This window comes from Zavarzinia sp. (assembly GCF_049306435.1).
Taxonomy (GTDB): domain Bacteria; phylum Pseudomonadota; class Alphaproteobacteria; order Zavarziniales; family Zavarziniaceae; genus Zavarzinia.
In genome coordinates, this window is record NZ_JBAQRT010000367.1 from 1 (window position 1) to 15,603 (window position 15,603).

At 68.6% G+C, this 15,603-nt stretch carries 13 protein-coding genes and 1 pseudogene; 7 read left to right on the forward strand and 7 right to left on the reverse strand.

Annotation, left to right across the window (positions count from 1 at the left end):
- The 6 genes and pseudogenes from WAZ62_RS20920 to WAZ62_RS20945 all read left to right on the forward strand — a co-directional run.
- Positions 1-444, forward strand: a pseudogene (locus WAZ62_RS20920) (hypothetical protein); the annotation flags it as partial.
- Positions 434-970: an NUDIX hydrolase gene (locus WAZ62_RS20925; protein ID WP_422645470.1), complete on the forward strand. Its 537-nt coding sequence runs from the start codon at positions 434-436 to the stop codon at positions 968-970. The pseudogene WAZ62_RS20920 and the gene WAZ62_RS20925, both read left to right, overlap by 11 nt.
- Before the next feature lie 162 nt (positions 971-1,132).
- Positions 1,133-1,744: a 30S ribosomal protein S4 gene (gene rpsD / locus WAZ62_RS20930; protein ID WP_422645471.1), complete on the forward strand. Its 612-nt coding sequence runs from the start codon at positions 1,133-1,135 to the stop codon at positions 1,742-1,744.
- Positions 1,745-1,917: 173 nt separating this feature from the next.
- The gene (gene gabT, locus WAZ62_RS20935) at positions 1,918-3,210 is read left to right on the forward strand and encodes a 4-aminobutyrate--2-oxoglutarate transaminase (RefSeq protein WP_422645472.1); all 1,293 of its coding nucleotides are present in this window, start codon (positions 1,918-1,920) and stop codon (positions 3,208-3,210) included.
- 5 nt (positions 3,211-3,215) lie between these two features.
- Positions 3,216-4,694 (forward strand): NAD-dependent succinate-semialdehyde dehydrogenase, encoded by a 1,479-nt coding sequence (locus WAZ62_RS20940; RefSeq protein ID WP_422645473.1) that lies wholly within the window; start codon positions 3,216-3,218, stop codon positions 4,692-4,694.
- A 112-nt stretch (positions 4,695-4,806) separates the two neighbouring features.
- Positions 4,807-5,049, forward strand: a complete 243-nt coding sequence (locus tag WAZ62_RS20945; protein WP_422645474.1) for a hypothetical protein — start codon at positions 4,807-4,809, stop codon at positions 5,047-5,049.
- Positions 5,050-5,077: 28 nt separating this feature from the next.
- Here the strand turns inward: WAZ62_RS20945 and WAZ62_RS20950 are convergent, their stop codons facing one another.
- A complete protein-coding gene (locus WAZ62_RS20950; protein ID WP_422645475.1) occupies positions 5,078-6,415 on the reverse strand; it encodes a sensor histidine kinase in 1,338 nt (445 codons plus the stop codon).
- The gene (locus WAZ62_RS20955; RefSeq protein WP_422645476.1) at positions 6,412-7,068 is read right to left on the reverse strand and encodes a response regulator transcription factor; all 657 of its coding nucleotides are present in this window, start codon (positions 7,066-7,068) and stop codon (positions 6,412-6,414) included. Before WAZ62_RS20955 ends, WAZ62_RS20950 begins: the two co-directional genes overlap by 4 nt.
- A 182-nt stretch (positions 7,069-7,250) precedes the next feature.
- Here WAZ62_RS20955 and WAZ62_RS20960 point away from each other — a divergent pair, with 182 nt between their 5' ends.
- The gene (locus WAZ62_RS20960; protein ID WP_422645477.1) at positions 7,251-13,085 is read left to right on the forward strand and encodes an FG-GAP-like repeat-containing protein; all 5,835 of its coding nucleotides are present in this window, start codon (positions 7,251-7,253) and stop codon (positions 13,083-13,085) included.
- A 433-nt stretch (positions 13,086-13,518) separates the two neighbouring features.
- Here the strand turns inward: WAZ62_RS20960 and WAZ62_RS20965 are convergent, their stop codons facing one another.
- Genes WAZ62_RS20965 through WAZ62_RS20985 form a run of 5 tightly spaced genes read right to left on the reverse strand, consistent with a single transcriptional unit; the run spans position 13,519 to position 15,514 of the window.
- Positions 13,519-13,965 carry a hypothetical protein gene (locus tag WAZ62_RS20965; protein WP_422645478.1) on the reverse strand — a complete coding sequence of 149 codons (447 nt, stop codon included), beginning with the start codon at positions 13,963-13,965 and terminating at the stop codon, positions 13,519-13,521.
- A complete protein-coding gene (locus WAZ62_RS20970; protein ID WP_422645479.1) occupies positions 13,959-14,153 on the reverse strand; it encodes a DUF6527 family protein in 195 nt (64 codons plus the stop codon). The genes WAZ62_RS20965 and WAZ62_RS20970 overlap by 7 nt, the downstream gene beginning before the upstream one ends.
- Positions 14,150-14,779, reverse strand: a complete 630-nt coding sequence (locus WAZ62_RS20975) for a hypothetical protein (protein ID WP_422645480.1) — start codon at positions 14,777-14,779, stop codon at positions 14,150-14,152. The genes WAZ62_RS20970 and WAZ62_RS20975 overlap by 4 nt, the downstream gene beginning before the upstream one ends.
- Positions 14,776-15,276, reverse strand: a complete 501-nt coding sequence (locus WAZ62_RS20980; RefSeq protein ID WP_422645481.1) for a lysozyme — start codon at positions 15,274-15,276, stop codon at positions 14,776-14,778. The genes WAZ62_RS20975 and WAZ62_RS20980 overlap by 4 nt, the downstream gene beginning before the upstream one ends.
- Positions 15,260-15,514, reverse strand: coding sequence for a hypothetical protein (locus WAZ62_RS20985; RefSeq protein WP_422645482.1), 255 nt, complete (start codon positions 15,512-15,514; stop codon positions 15,260-15,262). The genes WAZ62_RS20980 and WAZ62_RS20985 overlap by 17 nt, the downstream gene beginning before the upstream one ends.
- Positions 15,515-15,603: the final 89 nt, after the last annotated feature.

The following is a 15,603-nucleotide window of genomic DNA, read 5'->3' on the forward strand; positions in this document are numbered from 1 at the left end:
CCACCACGCCGCGCCCATGGCCTCGCCGTCGCCGCGATCCGCGAGACTTTCGAGGAAACCGGCCTGCTGATCGGCACCCCCGATCCGCTGGCGGCGCGCCTGAAGCCCGAGGGGCCCCTGGCCGCCTTCGCGGAAGCCGGCCTCCTGCCCGCGCTCGATGCCCTCGATTATGTCGCCCGGGCCATCACCCCGCCCTACCGGCCGATGCGTTTCCATGCCCGCTTCTTCCTGGCGCCGGCATCGGTCGCACAAGGAGACGCCCGGCCGTCACCGGAATTGACCGAAGTCGCCTGGGTGCCGCTGGCCGAGGCGCGCAGGCTCGACCTGCCGCGCATCACCGGCGTCGTGCTCGAGGTCATCGAGAAGCGCCTGTCGGGCGAGGATCGGCGCATTCCGGCCTTTTCCCACCGCCATGGCCGCGCCACCGTCGATTATGACGAGTGAACGAAAGCGCCCGGTCCGGCCGAAGCCGGCCGCCAGCCTCATCCTGATCGATGACGCCGAGCGGGTGCTGATGGGCCGGCGCCCGCCCCGAAGCCGCTTCGCCCCCGATGCCTGGGTTTTTCCCGGCGGGCGGGTGGACAGGACCGATCCCGGCACGGGCGATACCCGCTTTCGCGCCGCCGCCGTGCGCGAGACGGCCGAGGAAACCGGCCTCGTGGTCGAGCACGGCCTGCTGCGCCCCCTCGGCCGGGCGATCACGCCAAGCGAAAGCCCGATCCGCTTCGATGCCCGATTCTATCTGGCGCGGGCGGCCCTGTCCCTCAGCGCGGCGCCGCTGGTCACCAATGGCGAATTCACCGATATCGCCTGGCTGCCGATCGACGAGGCCCTGCGCCTGCCCCTGATGGACGTGACCGAGGTCATGCTGACGGAAGCCGCGGCGCGCCTGTGGTCCGGCGGCGGCGGTTGCCTTGTCCTGACCTATCGGCGGGGCGCCGTGTGCCTTCGACGGATGGAGGCGCCTTGAGTTTCCGCGGGAAAGGCCGGCGAAACGGGTTTGACATTTGCCCCGTGACGGCTATATTCCGCGACCTACGCCGGGGCTCCAGTCCCGGTTCGTCGTTTTTACTGGTTCCTACCCGCTCGGTGCGGGACGCGAAATGCGGATAATGCTGGCGGCATCGGAAACATGAGCAAGCGCGTTCAAGCGAAGTACAAGATCAACCGTCGTCTGGGCGAAAACCTTTGGGGTCGCCCCAAGAGCCCGGTGAACAAGCGCGAATACGGCCCGGGCCAGCATGGTCAGCGCCGTAAGGGCAAGGTTTCGGACTTCGGCACCCAGATGGTCGCCAAGCAGAAGCTCAAGGGCTATTACGGCAATCTGACCGAGCGTCAGTTCCGTAACCTCTATGCCGAAGCCGTCCGCCGCAAGGGCGACACCGGCGAGAATCTGATCGGTCTTCTGGAACAGCGCCTCGACGCGATCGTCTATCGCCTGAAGTTCGTGCCGACCGTGTTCTCCGCTCGCCAGCTGGTGAACCACGGCCACGTGAAGGTGAACGGCCGCCGGGTCAACATCCCTTCCTATCAGGTCAAGATCGGCGACGTGATCGAACTGACCCAGCGCGCCAAGGAAATGGCTCTGGTGATGGAAGCCGGCACCTCGTCCGAGCGCGAGATCCCCGACTACATCTCGTTCGATGGCCACAAGGCCACCTATATCCGCGTCCCGACCCTGTCGGACGTGCCCTACCCGGTCCAGATGGAACCGAACCTGGTCGTCGAGTTCTACTCGCGCTGACCTTCGGCTCCTTCGGGAACCAGACGAACCCCGCCCCTCCGGGCGGGGTTTTTCTTTGGGCGCTATTTCGCATCTGGTGCCTTTGATGCACCAGACGGCGCCTTAAAGCTGATTTTCCCCGGCTGGTCGCTGCCCCACACTTCGGCATCCAACACGCCACAGGGGATGCCGCCATGGCCACCAATGCCGAACTCGTTGCCCGCCGCGAAGCCGCCACGCCGCGCGGCGTCTCCGTCGCCTATCCGGTCTATGCCGACAAGGCGCTGAACGCGGAATTGTGGGATGTCGAGGGCAAGCGCTACATCGATTTCGCCGGCGGCATCGGCGTGCTCAACGTCGGCCATCGCCACCCCAAGGTGATCGCGGCGGTGAAGGAACAGCTGGAGAAATTCACCCATACCTGCGTCCAGGTCGCGCCCTATGAGGGCTATGTCGAACTGGCCGAACGGCTGAACGCCCTCGCCCCCTTCAAGGGTCCGGCCAAGACTGCCTTCTTCACCACGGGCGCCGAGGCGACCGAGAACGCGGTGAAGATTTCCCGCGCCCACACCGGCCGCTCCGCCGTCATCGCCTTCACCGGCGCCTTCCACGGCCGCACCATGATGACCATGGCGATGACCGGCAAGACCCTGCCCTACAAGAAGAAATTCGGCCCGATGCCGAGCGAGGTGTTCCACGTTCCGTTCCCGAACGAGCTGCATGGGGTCACGGTTGCTGATTCCCTGCGCGCCCTCGAATTCCTGTTCCGCGCCGATGTCGAGCCCAGCCGCGTCGCCTGCATCATCATCGAGCCGGTGCAGGGCGAGGGTGGCTTCTACAGCGCGCCCGTGGAGTTGCTGACCGCGCTGCGCGAGATCTGTGACGAGCATGGTATCGTCCTCGTCGCCGACGAGGTGCAGTCCGGCTTCGCCCGCACGGGCAGGATCTTCGGCATCGAGCATTCGGGCGTCGAGCCCGATCTCGTCACCGTCGCCAAGTCGCTGGGTGGCGGCTTCCCGATCTCGGGCGTCATCGGCAAGGCCCCGATCATGGACGCGGCCGATCCCGGCGGCATCGGCGGCACCTATGCCGGCTCGCCGATTTCCTGCGCCGCCGCCCTCGCCGTGCTCGACATCATCGCCGAGGAAAAGCTGCTCGACCGCGCCAATGCGATCGGCGACCGCATCAAGGCCCGCGTCGCCACCATCGCCAGCCGCAACGACGTGGTGCCGGTGACCGCGATCCGTGGCCCTGGCGCCATGATCGGCTTCGATATCGTGAAGAATCGCGGCAGCTACGAGCCTGACGCCGATGCGACCAAGAGGGTTACCCAGGCCGCGATCGAGAACGGCCTCATCCTGCTGTCCTGCGGCGTCTACGGCAATGTGATCCGCGTGCTGGTGCCGCTGACCGTGTCCGACGCCGTGCTCGACGAAGCCCTCGGCAAGCTGGAAACCGCGCTGGCCGCCGCCTATCAGGGAGCGTGAAGGTCATGACTGTCCTGTTCAAGAGTACCGCCCCCCTCGAGCTGAAGGACCCCAGCCTGCTCGAAAGCCGCTGCCTGATCGACGGCGAATGGCTCGGCAGCGGCGAGGATGCCGTGCATAATCCGGCGACCGGCGCCCTTCTCGGCAATGTGCCGCGCTTCGGCGCGGCCGAGGCGACCCGGGCGGTCGAAGCCGCGTCCCGGGCGTTCAAGCCCTGGGCGAAGCGCCTCGCCAAGGAACGCGGCGCGATCCTGCGCCGCTGGTTCGAGCTGATCATCGAGAACCGCGAGGATCTCGCCCTCATCCTCACCTCGGAACAGGGCAAGCCCCTGCCCGAGGCCCGGGGCGAGATCGACTATGCCGCTTCCTACGTCGAATATTACGCCGAGGAAGCCAAGCGCATCTATGGCGAGACGATCCCCTCGCATCGCCCCGATGCGCGGATCGTGGTCACCCGGCAGCCCACGGGGGTCGTCACCGCGATCACGCCGTGGAATTTCCCGGCCGGCATGATCACCCGCAAGATCGCCCCCGCGCTCGCCGCCGGCTGCACCGCCGTGGTGAAGCCCGCGCCGGAGACGCCGCTGACCGCCCTCGCCCTCGCCGTGCTCGCCCAGCGCGCCGGCATTCCCGATGGCGTCTTCAACGTGCTGACCGGCGATGCCCCGGCGATCGGCCAGGTGTTCTGCAGCCACCCCGCGGTTCGCGTCGTCGGCTTCACCGGCTCGACCGAGGTCGGCAAGCTGCTGATGCGCCAGGCCGCCGTCGGCGTGAAGAAAGTCGCGCTGGAGCTGGGCGGCAATGCCCCCTTCATCGTCTTCGACGATGCCGATGTCGATGCGGCGGTCGAAGGAGCGATGATCTCCAAGTTCCGCAACATGGGCCAGACCTGCGTCTGCGCCAACCGGATCTATGTCCAGTCCGGCATCTATGACGCCTTCGTCACCCGCCTCGCCGAGCGGGTCGCCGCCCTCATCGTCGGCGACGGCACGGCGCCGGGTGTCACGCAAGGGCCGCTGATCACCGGCGAAGCCCTGGCCAAGGTCGAGACCCTGGTGGCCGACGCCACCGCCAAGGGGGCCCGCGCGGTCACCGGCGGCAAGCATCATGGCCTTGGCCGCACCTTCTACGAGCCGACGGTGCTCGCCGACGTGACCGCCGAGATGGATGTCGCCCGGCACGAGATCTTCGGCCCGGTCGCCCCGGTCTTCCGCTTCGAGACCGAGGACGAGGTCGTCGCCGCCGCCAACAACACCCAGTATGGCCTTGCCGCCTATTTCTACGCCCGGGACATCGGCCGCATCTTCCGCGTCGCCGAGGAACTGGAATACGGCATGGTCGGCATCAACTCCGGCCTCCTGTCCTCGGAACTCGCGCCTTTCGGCGGCGTGAAGGAAAGCGGCAACAGCCGCGAGGGCGGCCCCCACGGCATCGACGAATTCGTCGAGCTGAAATACATGCTGATCGGCGGCCTCGCCCGCTGATCGGGAAACGGGGCGCCCGGCGGCGCCCCGATATCCCCGCCCCGATATGCCCCCCCCCCGTCCGGGCCGGCCGTGCTAGGGTCCGCCCCGTCGCATCGGGAGAGTCACCATCATGGCACGGGAAACACTTCACATCGTCCAGGGGTTCGTCGCGGCCCGGGGTGGATTGCGGGCCGAGCCGGCGCAGCAGTTCCCAACGGCGGAACGCGCTCGCCGCGAGGCCGAGAAACTGGCCGGCGCGAAACTGGGCGTCGTCGCCTTCAGCTCCAGCGGCGATTCAGAGACCGGTGAATTCGACGATCAGCCGGTCATCCTGTTCAGGGCGGGGAAACTGCCGGAACAGTTCGAGGGCTGATGCAAGCCGTCCCACGCGGCCGAGCAGCCTAACGCCGGGGCAGGCGCAGACAGACTTTCAGGCCGTGCGGCGCGAGGCGCGTCGCCTCCGCCTGGCCGAGGTGCAGCCTCGCCACCCGCTCGACGAGGGCAAGGCCAAGGCCGCTGCCGGCTTGCGGGTCCTGCCCCCGGTGGAAGCGCTCGAAGATCCTGCGTTCCTCCCCCGCGCCGATACCCGGACCCGTATCCGCGACGGCGATGACGACCTCGTCGCCGACGAGGTCGAGCGAGACCGTCACGCGACCGCCGGACGGGGTGAACTTGAAAGCGTTTTCCAGCATGTTGCGCGTGGCGTGGCGAATACCGGTTTCATTGCCCGTGAAGCCAAGGCCGGGGGCGATCGCGACCTCGATCTCGATCGCCTTGGCCAGCGCCAGCGGCGCCATCTCCCGCGCGACATCCTCGACCACCGACGACAGGTCGAAGGGGGCGAAACCATCCTGCGGCGACAGGCGCGAGAAGGCCAGCAGGCGGTCGATGACCCCCGCCGCCCGGTCGACCGCTTCGATGAAGCGGCGCAGGTCGAGGGCAAGCTCGGGGTTGGCCCGCAGCTTGCGCTCGACCACCTGGGAGCGGGCCTTGAGGGCGGCGAGCGGCGTGCGCAGCTCGTGGGCGGCGTTGTCGCTGAATTCACGCTCGCGCTCGAGGGTCTGGCCCAGCCGATCGAAGAGCCGGTTCAGGGCGACCAGCAGCGGCTGCACTTCCAGCGGCAGGGCATCGGCGGTCACCAGGGTGAAATCGTCACCGTCACGCTGGTCGAGTTCGGACGACAGCCGCTCGATCGGCAGCAGGGCGCGCTTCACGGCGCGGCTGCCGATGAAGATCACCGCGGCGGACAGCAGCGCGAGCGGCACGGCGAGACTGAGCACGATCCCGGCCACGATCCTCCAGCGCGTGGCATAGGCTTCCGCCAGTTCGATGCCGATTCCGCCGGTTTCCGGCACCAGGACATAGACCCGCCAGCGCTGTCCGTCGGCGACCTCGTCGCGGAAGCCCGCCGCGCCTGGAGCGCCGAAATCGGGCATGGCGGCGGAGCGCGTGATCTCGCCCCGCGCGGACCAGACCCGGAACTGCCGCCCCTCCGCCCCGCCCCGCGCCGGAGACAGCGGATCCGAAGCCTCGATATCGCCGACGGCATCGCCCTCCTCGGCCTCGTGACTGGCGAGCAGCAGGAGGAAACGGGCATCCTGGCGCATCTGGTCGTCCCGGAGACTGGACACATTTTCGTTGGTCAGAAAGGCGCCGAGCAGGACCACCACGGCGATGGCGAGGGCGAGCGGCCGGAGAAAGGCCCGCCTCGTCCGGACCTTGAGCGAATAGGCGGTCATGGCGTCTCGCCCAGCATGTAGCCGAGGCCGCGAATCGTCCGGATCAGGTCGCGGCCCAACTTGCGGCGCAGACGCGAGACATAGACCTCCACCGCGTTGCTCTCGATCTCGCCGCCGGCACGGCTCAGCCTGTCCTCGATCTGCGCCTTGCTGACAATCCGGCCCCGGTTGGCGACCAGCACGTCAAGGACGCGAAGATCGGTCGCCGACAGGACGACGGCCACCCCGTCGACCGTGACCGACTGCCCGGCCCGGTCATAGGCGAGCGGCCCGATCCGGACGATCGGGGCGGCATGTCCCCGCAACCGGCGCAGCGCCGCCTCGCAGCGCGCGACCAGTTCGTCGAGATCGAAGGGCTTGCCCATGTAGTCGTCCGCGCCCTCGCGCAGGCCACTGGCCTTGTCCTGCGGTCGGTCGAGGGCGGTCAGGACGATCACCGCCATCGCCTTGCCGGCCCGGCGCAACTCGCGCAGCAATTCGAGGCCGGAGCCGTCGGGCAGCGACAGGTCGAGAATGGCGAGATCGTAATCCGTGGTCTCGAGGGCGAGCCTCGCATCCGCGAGCGTGGTGACGAGATCGACCGGAAAATGCTCGGACAGGCCTTCCGAGAGGGCGGCGCCCAGCATCGGGTCGTCTTCAATGACGAGCAGCAAGCCGCGCCCCCCTTTCAGCTTCCTGTCAGCCTCGCGTGCTAAACCCTGCCCGCGCGCTGTCATCCGGCCCCCACCGAGGGGCTCAGGGTTAGGGGAAGCCTGGGCCACCGTCAAATGGAAAGCACAAGGGTCGAGGCGCGCGACGAACGATTGAGTGACCACGAACCCGCAGGATGAGCACGATGCCGATCCCCGATAACAAGCTCTATCTCTCCTCGCTGCTGTCCGTGGGACGAGCCGCGCAACTCCTGCCCAATGCGGCCGGCGACTTCGCGCTGATCGACAGCTACGCCTCGGTCGCGCCCTGGCTGGCCGCCTCTGGCGACGTGAATGGCGATGGCCGGGCCGATCCGATCTTCGGCGCCCCGGGCGATGACGACAAGGCGATCGACGCGGGCCGCGTGTTCATCGATCTGGCGGCCCCCGTCATGGGCGGCACCACCACCCTCGGCGACTCTCTGACCGAGATCATCATCGACGGTATCAATGCCGGTGATCGCGCCGGCGCGGCGGTCGGCACCGTGCGCGACCTGAACGGCGACGGCCGGGCCGATATCCTGATCGGCGCCCCCGGCAGCGACATCGGCGCGGCGACGGATGCCGGCGCCGCCTATGTCGTCTGGGGCAAGGCCGCGGCGGGCGGCGTCGATCTGGGCGACCCGTTCGCGGGCGACGGCAAGGGCTTCGTGATCAAGGGGCAGGCGGCCGGCGACGCGGCGGGCACCACCATGACCTCGATCGCCGACCTGAACGGCGACGGCAGGGACGACATCATCGTCGGTGCGCCCGGCAATGATGCCGGCGGCGCCGATGCCGGTTCTGTCTATGTCGTCTGGGGCAAGGCGACATCGAGCATCGTCACCCTGGCCAAGGTCGCGACCGGCGTCGGCGGCTTCGCCATCACCGGCGACAACGCGGGCGATCTCGCCGGCAGCGCGATCGGTGTCGCGGGCGACATGAACGGCGACGGCAGGGCGGAAATCCTGATCGGCGCGCAGGCGAGCCAGATCGGTGGCGCGGACTCCGGCGCCGCCTATGTCGTCTTCGGCAAGGCCGATGGCGCGGCCGTCGATCTGACCACCATCGCGGGCGGCACCGGCGGCTTCGTCATCAGGGGCTCGGCCTTCGAGACGGCGGGCGCGGCCATCGCCGGCCTTGGCGACGTGAACGGCGACGGCCTCTCGGATATCCTCGTCGGCGCGCCCGGCTCCGACAGCGCCTATGTCGTCTTCGGCAAGGCGAACGGCACGGCGGTCGACCTCGCCGCTGTCGCCGCGGGCTCGGGCGGTTTCCGGATCCTGGCCGAGGGGGCGGGCGGGCTCGCCGGCCTGTCGGTCTTCGGCGGGCAGGACTTCAACCACGACGGCATCGCCGACATCGTGATCGGCGCCCCCCATGACAGCGAAGGCGGTGCCGATGCCGGCGCCGTCTATATCGTCTGGGGCGGCGGCGACGGCACCATCGATCTGTCGCAGGTCGCCCAGAGCATGGGCGGCGCCAAGATCGTCGGTAACGCCGGCAGCCTGACCGGCGCCAGCGTCGGCATCGCCGGCGACCTCGACGGCGACGGCACCGCCGATCTCATCATCGGCGCCCCGGGGGCGGGCGAATCCGCGTGGATCGCCTATGCCGATCCGACCTGGCAACCCGATCTCAATGTCTATGGCACCAATGGCGCCGATGTCATTTCGGCGGGCTTCGGCGGGACCCATCTCGTCGGCGACGGCGCGGACAATATCCTCGCCCTCGATGGCGACGACACGATCGATGCCGCTGGCGGCGACGATACGATCGACGGCGGCGCCGGCAATGACGCCATGGCGGGCGGCGCCGGCAACGACACCTATTACATCGACGCCGCGGGCGACACGGTGACCGAGGCGGCGGGCGCCGGCACCGACACGGTGATCTCCTCGGTCAGTCACACGCTGGCGGCGGAGGTCGAGGCCCTGGTGCTCGACGGCTTCGGCCTTGCCGGCACCGGCAACCGGCTGGCCAACCGCATCACGGGCACCAGCGGTGCCGACGTGATCGACGGCGCCGCCGGGGCCGACACCATGACCGGCGGCTTCGGCAATGACACCTATGTCGTCGACAATGGCGGCGACATCGTCATCGAAGCCACGGGCGGCGGCCGCGACACGGTGCGAAGCTCGATCAATTACATCCTGGGCGACAATGTCGAGGATCTGATCCTTTCCGGCCGGGCGCGTTCCGGCACGGGCAACGCCCTGGCGAATGCGATCACCGGCACCGGCGGCGCCGACCTGATCGACGGCGGCGCCGGGGCCGACACCATGACCGGGGGCCGGGGCGACGACCGCTATGTCGTCGACCATGTCGGCGACATGGTCGTGGAAGCCGCGGGTGGCGGCACCGATACGGTCACCGCCCATGTCGGCATCACCCTTGCCGCCAATGTCGAGAACCTGGTGCTGGCCGGCGCCGCCCGCTCGGGCACCGGCAACGCCCTCGCCAATCGCATCGACGGCACGGCCGGCGACGATATGATCGACGGCGGCGCCGGGGCCGATACGCTGGTCGGCGGTCTTGGCGACGACAGCTACCGGGTCGACGACCTGGGCGACAGCGTGGTCGAGACCGTCGGCGAAGGCACGGATACCGTGATCGCCAGCGTCGACGGCTATGTCCTCGGCGGCGGCGTCGAGCGCCTCACCCTCACGGGCGCCGCCCGTCACGGCACCGGCAATGCGCTCGACAATATCCTGACCGGCACGGCGGGCGATGACGTGCTCGACGGCGGCGCGGGCGTCGATACGCTGGCCGGGGGCGCAGGCGACGATACTTACGTCGTCGACAGCGCCACCGACATCATCACCGAGACTGCGGGCGGCGGCACCGACACGATCCTGTCGTCGATCGATTTCACCATGGCCCCGGGTGGCAATGTCGAGAACCTGTCCCTCACGGGCCTTGCCCATCACGGCATCGGCAACGACGGCGACAACCGGCTGACCGGCACCGCCGGGATCGACACGCTGGAAGGCGGCGGTGGCGACGACGTGCTTGAGGGCGGCGCGGGCGCCGACCATCTGGTTGGCGGTGCCGGCGACGATACCTATTACATCGACGATACCGGCGATGTCGTGGTCGAGACCGCCGCGGGGGGCACCGACACCGTCATCGTCGGCGCCGACTGGACCCTTGCCGACAATATCGAGAATGTCCGGCTCGCCGGCAGCGGCCACAGGCTGACCGGCAACGACGGCGACAACGAACTCGCGGGCGACACCGGCGACGACACGCTCGACGGCGGCGCGGGTGACGACACCGAGATCGGCGGCGATGGCGACGACCACCTGATTTCCACCGCCGGACGCGACACGCTGGCGGGCGGTGCCGGCGACGATACCTACGAGATCCATGGCGGCGCCGCCCATATCGAGGATTTCCAGGGTCACGACACGATCGACGCCAGCGAGGCCAGCGGCGACAGCCACATCGATCTTTCGGCCGAAAGCGAAACCGAGATCGAGGACGAGGTCTGCGACTTCGGCACCGGCGGCACCATCACCGGGGCGCTGAACGTCCAGTTCCTGCAGGATCTGACCGGCAGTTTCGCCGACGACATCGCCAATGTCCGCGCCCTGGTGCCCCAGATCGTCACCGCGCTTCAGTCCGTGCAGGGCGGCGCCGCCTTCGGCGTCTCCACCTTCAGGGACAAGGCCTATGGCGCCTTCGGCGGCGCGGGCGACTGGGTCTATCTCACCCAGTTGGCCGTGGGCGCGACCTCCTCGGCGCTCGCCACCGCCTATGGCGCGATGCTCGCCAACGGCGGCGCGGATCTGCCGGAAGCCCAGTTGGAAGCGCTGATGCAACTGGGACTGCGGGCGGGCGGCGAAGTCGGGTTCCAGGCCAATGCCGCGCATTTCGCCGTCGTCTTTACCGATGCGCCCTTCCATACCGCCGCCGATGGCGCGGCCGCCGGCCTCACGACGCCGAACAATGGTGATACCGTGCTCGACGGCAATGGCATCGGCGAGAACTATCCGGACCTGTCGCTGCTCAGATCCGCGCTCGAGGCGGCGAACATCATCCCGATCTTCGCCGTCACCGGCGGCCTCGAGACGACCTATCAGGGCCTCGCGACGGCGCTTGGGCGCGGCACGGTGGTCACGCTGACCGCCGACAGCTCGAACATCGTCTCGGCCATCACCACGGGCCTCGCGGCGGCCACCACCACCCATATCGCCGATGCGATCGGCGGCAGCGGCGGCGACACGCTGGTCGGCAATGTCGGCGCCAACGCCCTGTCGGGCAATGACGGCAGCGACATTCTCGACGGGCGCCAGGGCGACGACCGCCTGCACGGCGGCGGCGGCACCGATGTCGCCGCGTTCAGCGGCACGATCGGCGACCATGTGATCACCGTCAACGGCGACGGCAGTGTAACCGTTGACGACCAGCGGGCGGCGGGCGACGGCACCGACCTGCTCGACGGGATCGAATATCTGCGCTTCGGCGCCAGCACCTACACGATCGCGGGCGCCGAAATCACCGCCCCCTCGGCCGTCGCCGACACGATCGCCGGGATCAAGGAGGCGAGCGCGACCGACACGGGCATCGGTGTCGTCGCCGGCAATGTCCTCGCCAATGACGGCGCCCCCGGCCTTCTCGTCAGCGGGGCGCGGGCCGGGGCTGGCGGCTATTTCGCCAGCGTCGGCGGCGCCACCGCGATCGACGGGATCTACGGCCAGCTGACCATCCACGCGGACGGCAGCTTCAGCTACAGCCTCGACAATGCCCGCGCGGCGACGGCGGCCCTGGATGGCACCGCCCTGGTCTCGGATGTCTTCGCCTATCGCATCGTGGACAGCCTCGGCCTGACCGCCGACGCGCAGCTGACGGTTACCGTCGCCGGCTCGGACGAGAGCGTGGCCGCCACGGTGACCACCGGCGCCGACCGGCTGCTGCTCACCCTCGGGGTTGCCGCCGACCTCGATGCCGGCATCCTTCTGGCGGATGACGCAACCACGGACGGCGCCACGCTCGCGGTCACGCAGATCGGCGATCCGACCGCGATCGATCTTTCGCTGGTGTCCGGCCGTCTGGTCGTGACCGCCAGCGCCGCCGGCGGTTTCGACTATGTCGCGACCAGCGGCAGCGGTGCCTGGCACAGCGGCAGGGTCACCGTCGGCGTGGTCGCGACCGACGATCTCGCCAATCGGGTCACCGTCGCCGGCAGCTATGACGCGGGCGATCTCTCGGGCCGTGGCGGCAACGACACGCTGACCGGCGGCGCCGGCGCCGATCGCCTGTCGGGCGATGCCGGCAACGACGCGCTGAAGGGCATGGCCGGCAACGACCATCTGCTGGGCGGCGAGGGCAGCGACAAGCTCGACGGCGGAACCGGGGCCGACAGGCTGGACGGCGGTGCCGGCAACGACATCTATACCATCGACGACGCGGGCGATCTGGTGATCGAGGCCGCGGGCGGCGGCACGGACACGGTCAATGCCGGCATCGGCTACACCCTGCTCGACGAGGTCGAGAAGCTGGTGCTGACCGGCGCGGCGGCGATCGACGGCACGGGCAATGACCTCGTCAACACCCTGACCGGCAATGGCGCGGCCAATATCCTCGTCGGTCTTGGCGGCAAGGACACGCTGGTCGGCGGGGCCGGCGACGACACGCTCGCGGGCGGCCAGGGCGCCGATACGCTGACCGGCGGCGCGGGCGCGGATCTGTTCCGCCTCGATGCCCTCGACCTGCCCGCCACAAGGGACTCGATCCGCGACTTCGAGCACGGCATCGATCACATCGGCCTGATGCGCGACGGCTTCGCGGCTTTCTCCGGCGATCTGGCCGGCGCCCTCGACGCCGCCGCCTTCACGACGGGCACGGCGGCGACCACCGCCAGCCAGCATCTGATCTACAACACGGCCAACGGCGCGCTTTATTACGACGCCGATGGCGCGGGCGGCATGGCGCAGAGCCAGATCGCCATTCTTTCGGGCGCTCCCTTGATCGACGCCGGGGATTTCATGCTGATCTGAGAGCCCATCTGGAACCGGCCGCGGCCGACATGCCGCGGCCGCCGCCCCTCGTCGGACAAGGGGCCATTTTCCTGAAAGGAGATGGTGTCCCCGGCGGGAGCGATATTTTTTATAAATATCAATTGCTTAGCGCACCCAAATGCCTTATTTGTCGGCACAATTAATCAATGACTTAGCGGTCATGATCCCAAACTTTTTCCGATGAATGGTGCCGTTGACGACAATATCTCCGCCTATACTGCCGTCAACGCAGCTCGGTGCTCATGGATGATTAGCAAGGCCAGCTGCCCATACCCTGATCCCCGATAGCCGGCCCCGGCAGTCCTGCCCCGCGCGGCGCAGATCGACAATCCACAGGGCGAGGCCCGCGTCATCGGCATCCGCCGCTGGCAGTGACGGCTCGGGCGAGCAAGTCAGCAGGCTTGCCGGGATTTCAGGGGTGATCACCTGCGGCGCCGGCGGCGCGGAGGTCGTCGAGCAGGCCCCGCACAGCAGGGCTGTCAGCGCAAGCGCGAGAGCGGGGAGCGGCCACGATCTTGCGGCGGAGAGCATCGGCATAGGACTCCGCCTCCTGGCGGGCGCGTTCGACGGTTGCGAGGGCGGCTTGGGCGGCTGCCTGATCAGCTTGGAGCCGGGACAGGGCGGCGGCGGTCAGCGCCTGCGCCTTGCGGGCATCGGCGGCGGCGATCTCGGACAGGGCGAGGTCATGCCGTAGGCTGCTGATCCAGATCCAGATGACGGCCGCCGCGATGATGCCGGCGCAGGCCAGAGCCCAGCGCCATGAGCCGCGCAGGGCTGCCCAGACCGCCCCAGCGCCGGGGACCAGGGTGGGCAGCCAGTCGAGATGATCGAGAAGAAGAGATGACAGCCAGGTTAGCATGACACCCACTCCCCGGCGCGCAGCCAGCCATGCCAGTGCGTTTTGGCCTCATCACCCGTGCGCACGGTCATGCGGTGGACGCTGGGCGTAAGGGTCGGCTGGGCGGCATTGCCGTCCCAATCCCAAGGCGGGCTTGGCGCCGGCCGGAAAGCGATGGGACCTATACGCTTGACTCCCGTGTCCCTCATTCTGCGGCCTCAAGGAAATGGGGCCGGTCGAAAAGTGGTGTTCCATGCATAGTCCTCTGATTTGCCGCGAGCGGTCCCGGCATAGCTTCCGGCCACAATTGGAGGGCCAGCAAGCCGCCCTTCGTCTCGCCAGCGTCAACGAAGCCCGCCTTGCGGTAGGTCCATCCCCACATGGGCTTGCCGCGCACCATGATCGGCCGGACCTTTTCGCGGTCAATGAACGTCACCATGCCAATTGCGGGCGGTTCGCCGTAGTGCGCGCGGGTAGCGGCGACGGCCTGTCGGATCAATTGGGAGGCGACGCCCGCGCCTTCCTGTCGGAAGGCCGAACAAATCCACGCGCCCGGCCAAGCGTGCTTGACCCATTCGGCAAGCGGCGCGGACGTTATCCAGAATGCCCGGCCGCAGTCAGTCAGGAACACGGCGCAACTGCCGGTAGGAGCGAACTGAGGCGAGCCGATCTTTTGCCGATTGTAGTGGCGGTCGGCGAGACGGGCGGCAGCTGGGTCGGCGCGGTGCGAAGCGCACCATCGTTGTTCAGCAACATCGCCCGTCAGAATTCGATTGCGTCTAGCGCCTTTGGCGGTTTCGATTTTGTCATTGTGGCGTTCCCCAGGCGCGCTCACGGTACAAGCCCCGCCTCACACAGCGCCCGTTCGGCTGCCCGCCGCTTGACAAGGCCGGGCAGGACGCGGCCGCGCGCGGTTACCCACTGCGGCCGGCCGGAATCGGTCTCGTTGAAGGCCCTGCACCCACCCTGCCAGTCACCGGCACGGAAGCGCCGGGCGGCGGTCGAGGCGCAGAATGCGCCGACGCCGATGTTGTAGGCAAAACTCACCGAGGCGGCGAGCTGGTAGGTCCGGCCGGCGAGCTGCGGCACACAGGCCAGTATCGGCTCGGCATGGGCGATCAGTTCTTCCTCGAGCGAGGCACGGCACTCCGCCTCGGTGTAATGCCGGCCGACCTCGACCTCGGTGGTATCGCCCATGCATTTCGTGGGGATGCCGACCGGATCGAGATAGCCCCGCAGGATCACTCCTTCGAACTGGGGCACGATCGCGAACAGGATCGCGGCTGCGGCGGCGCCGGTGACGCCCGCCAAGGCCTTACGCTTCCGGGTCATGATGCAGCCCCCTTTGCCTGATGAAGCGCGCGACGATCGAGGCCGCGAAGACGACGACGCCCAGCATCGTCATGGCCCTCTCGGGGATCAGGGCGCGGACCTCGTCCGGCATCATCTGCCAGAGTTGCAGCGCGGAATCGGGCCAGAGCGTCAGCACGCTGGTGAGGGCGGTGCCGGCGGCGGCAAGGCGCACCGACCACAGGCGCCACCAGGTGCGCCGCCAATTGTCGATCAGCATGGTCACTCCCCTTCCCGCCCGACCAGGTCGGGCAGCGGATCGTCCGTTGTTACAGATTGCGGGCGGCGGGCGCGCTCAAGCCCCATCAG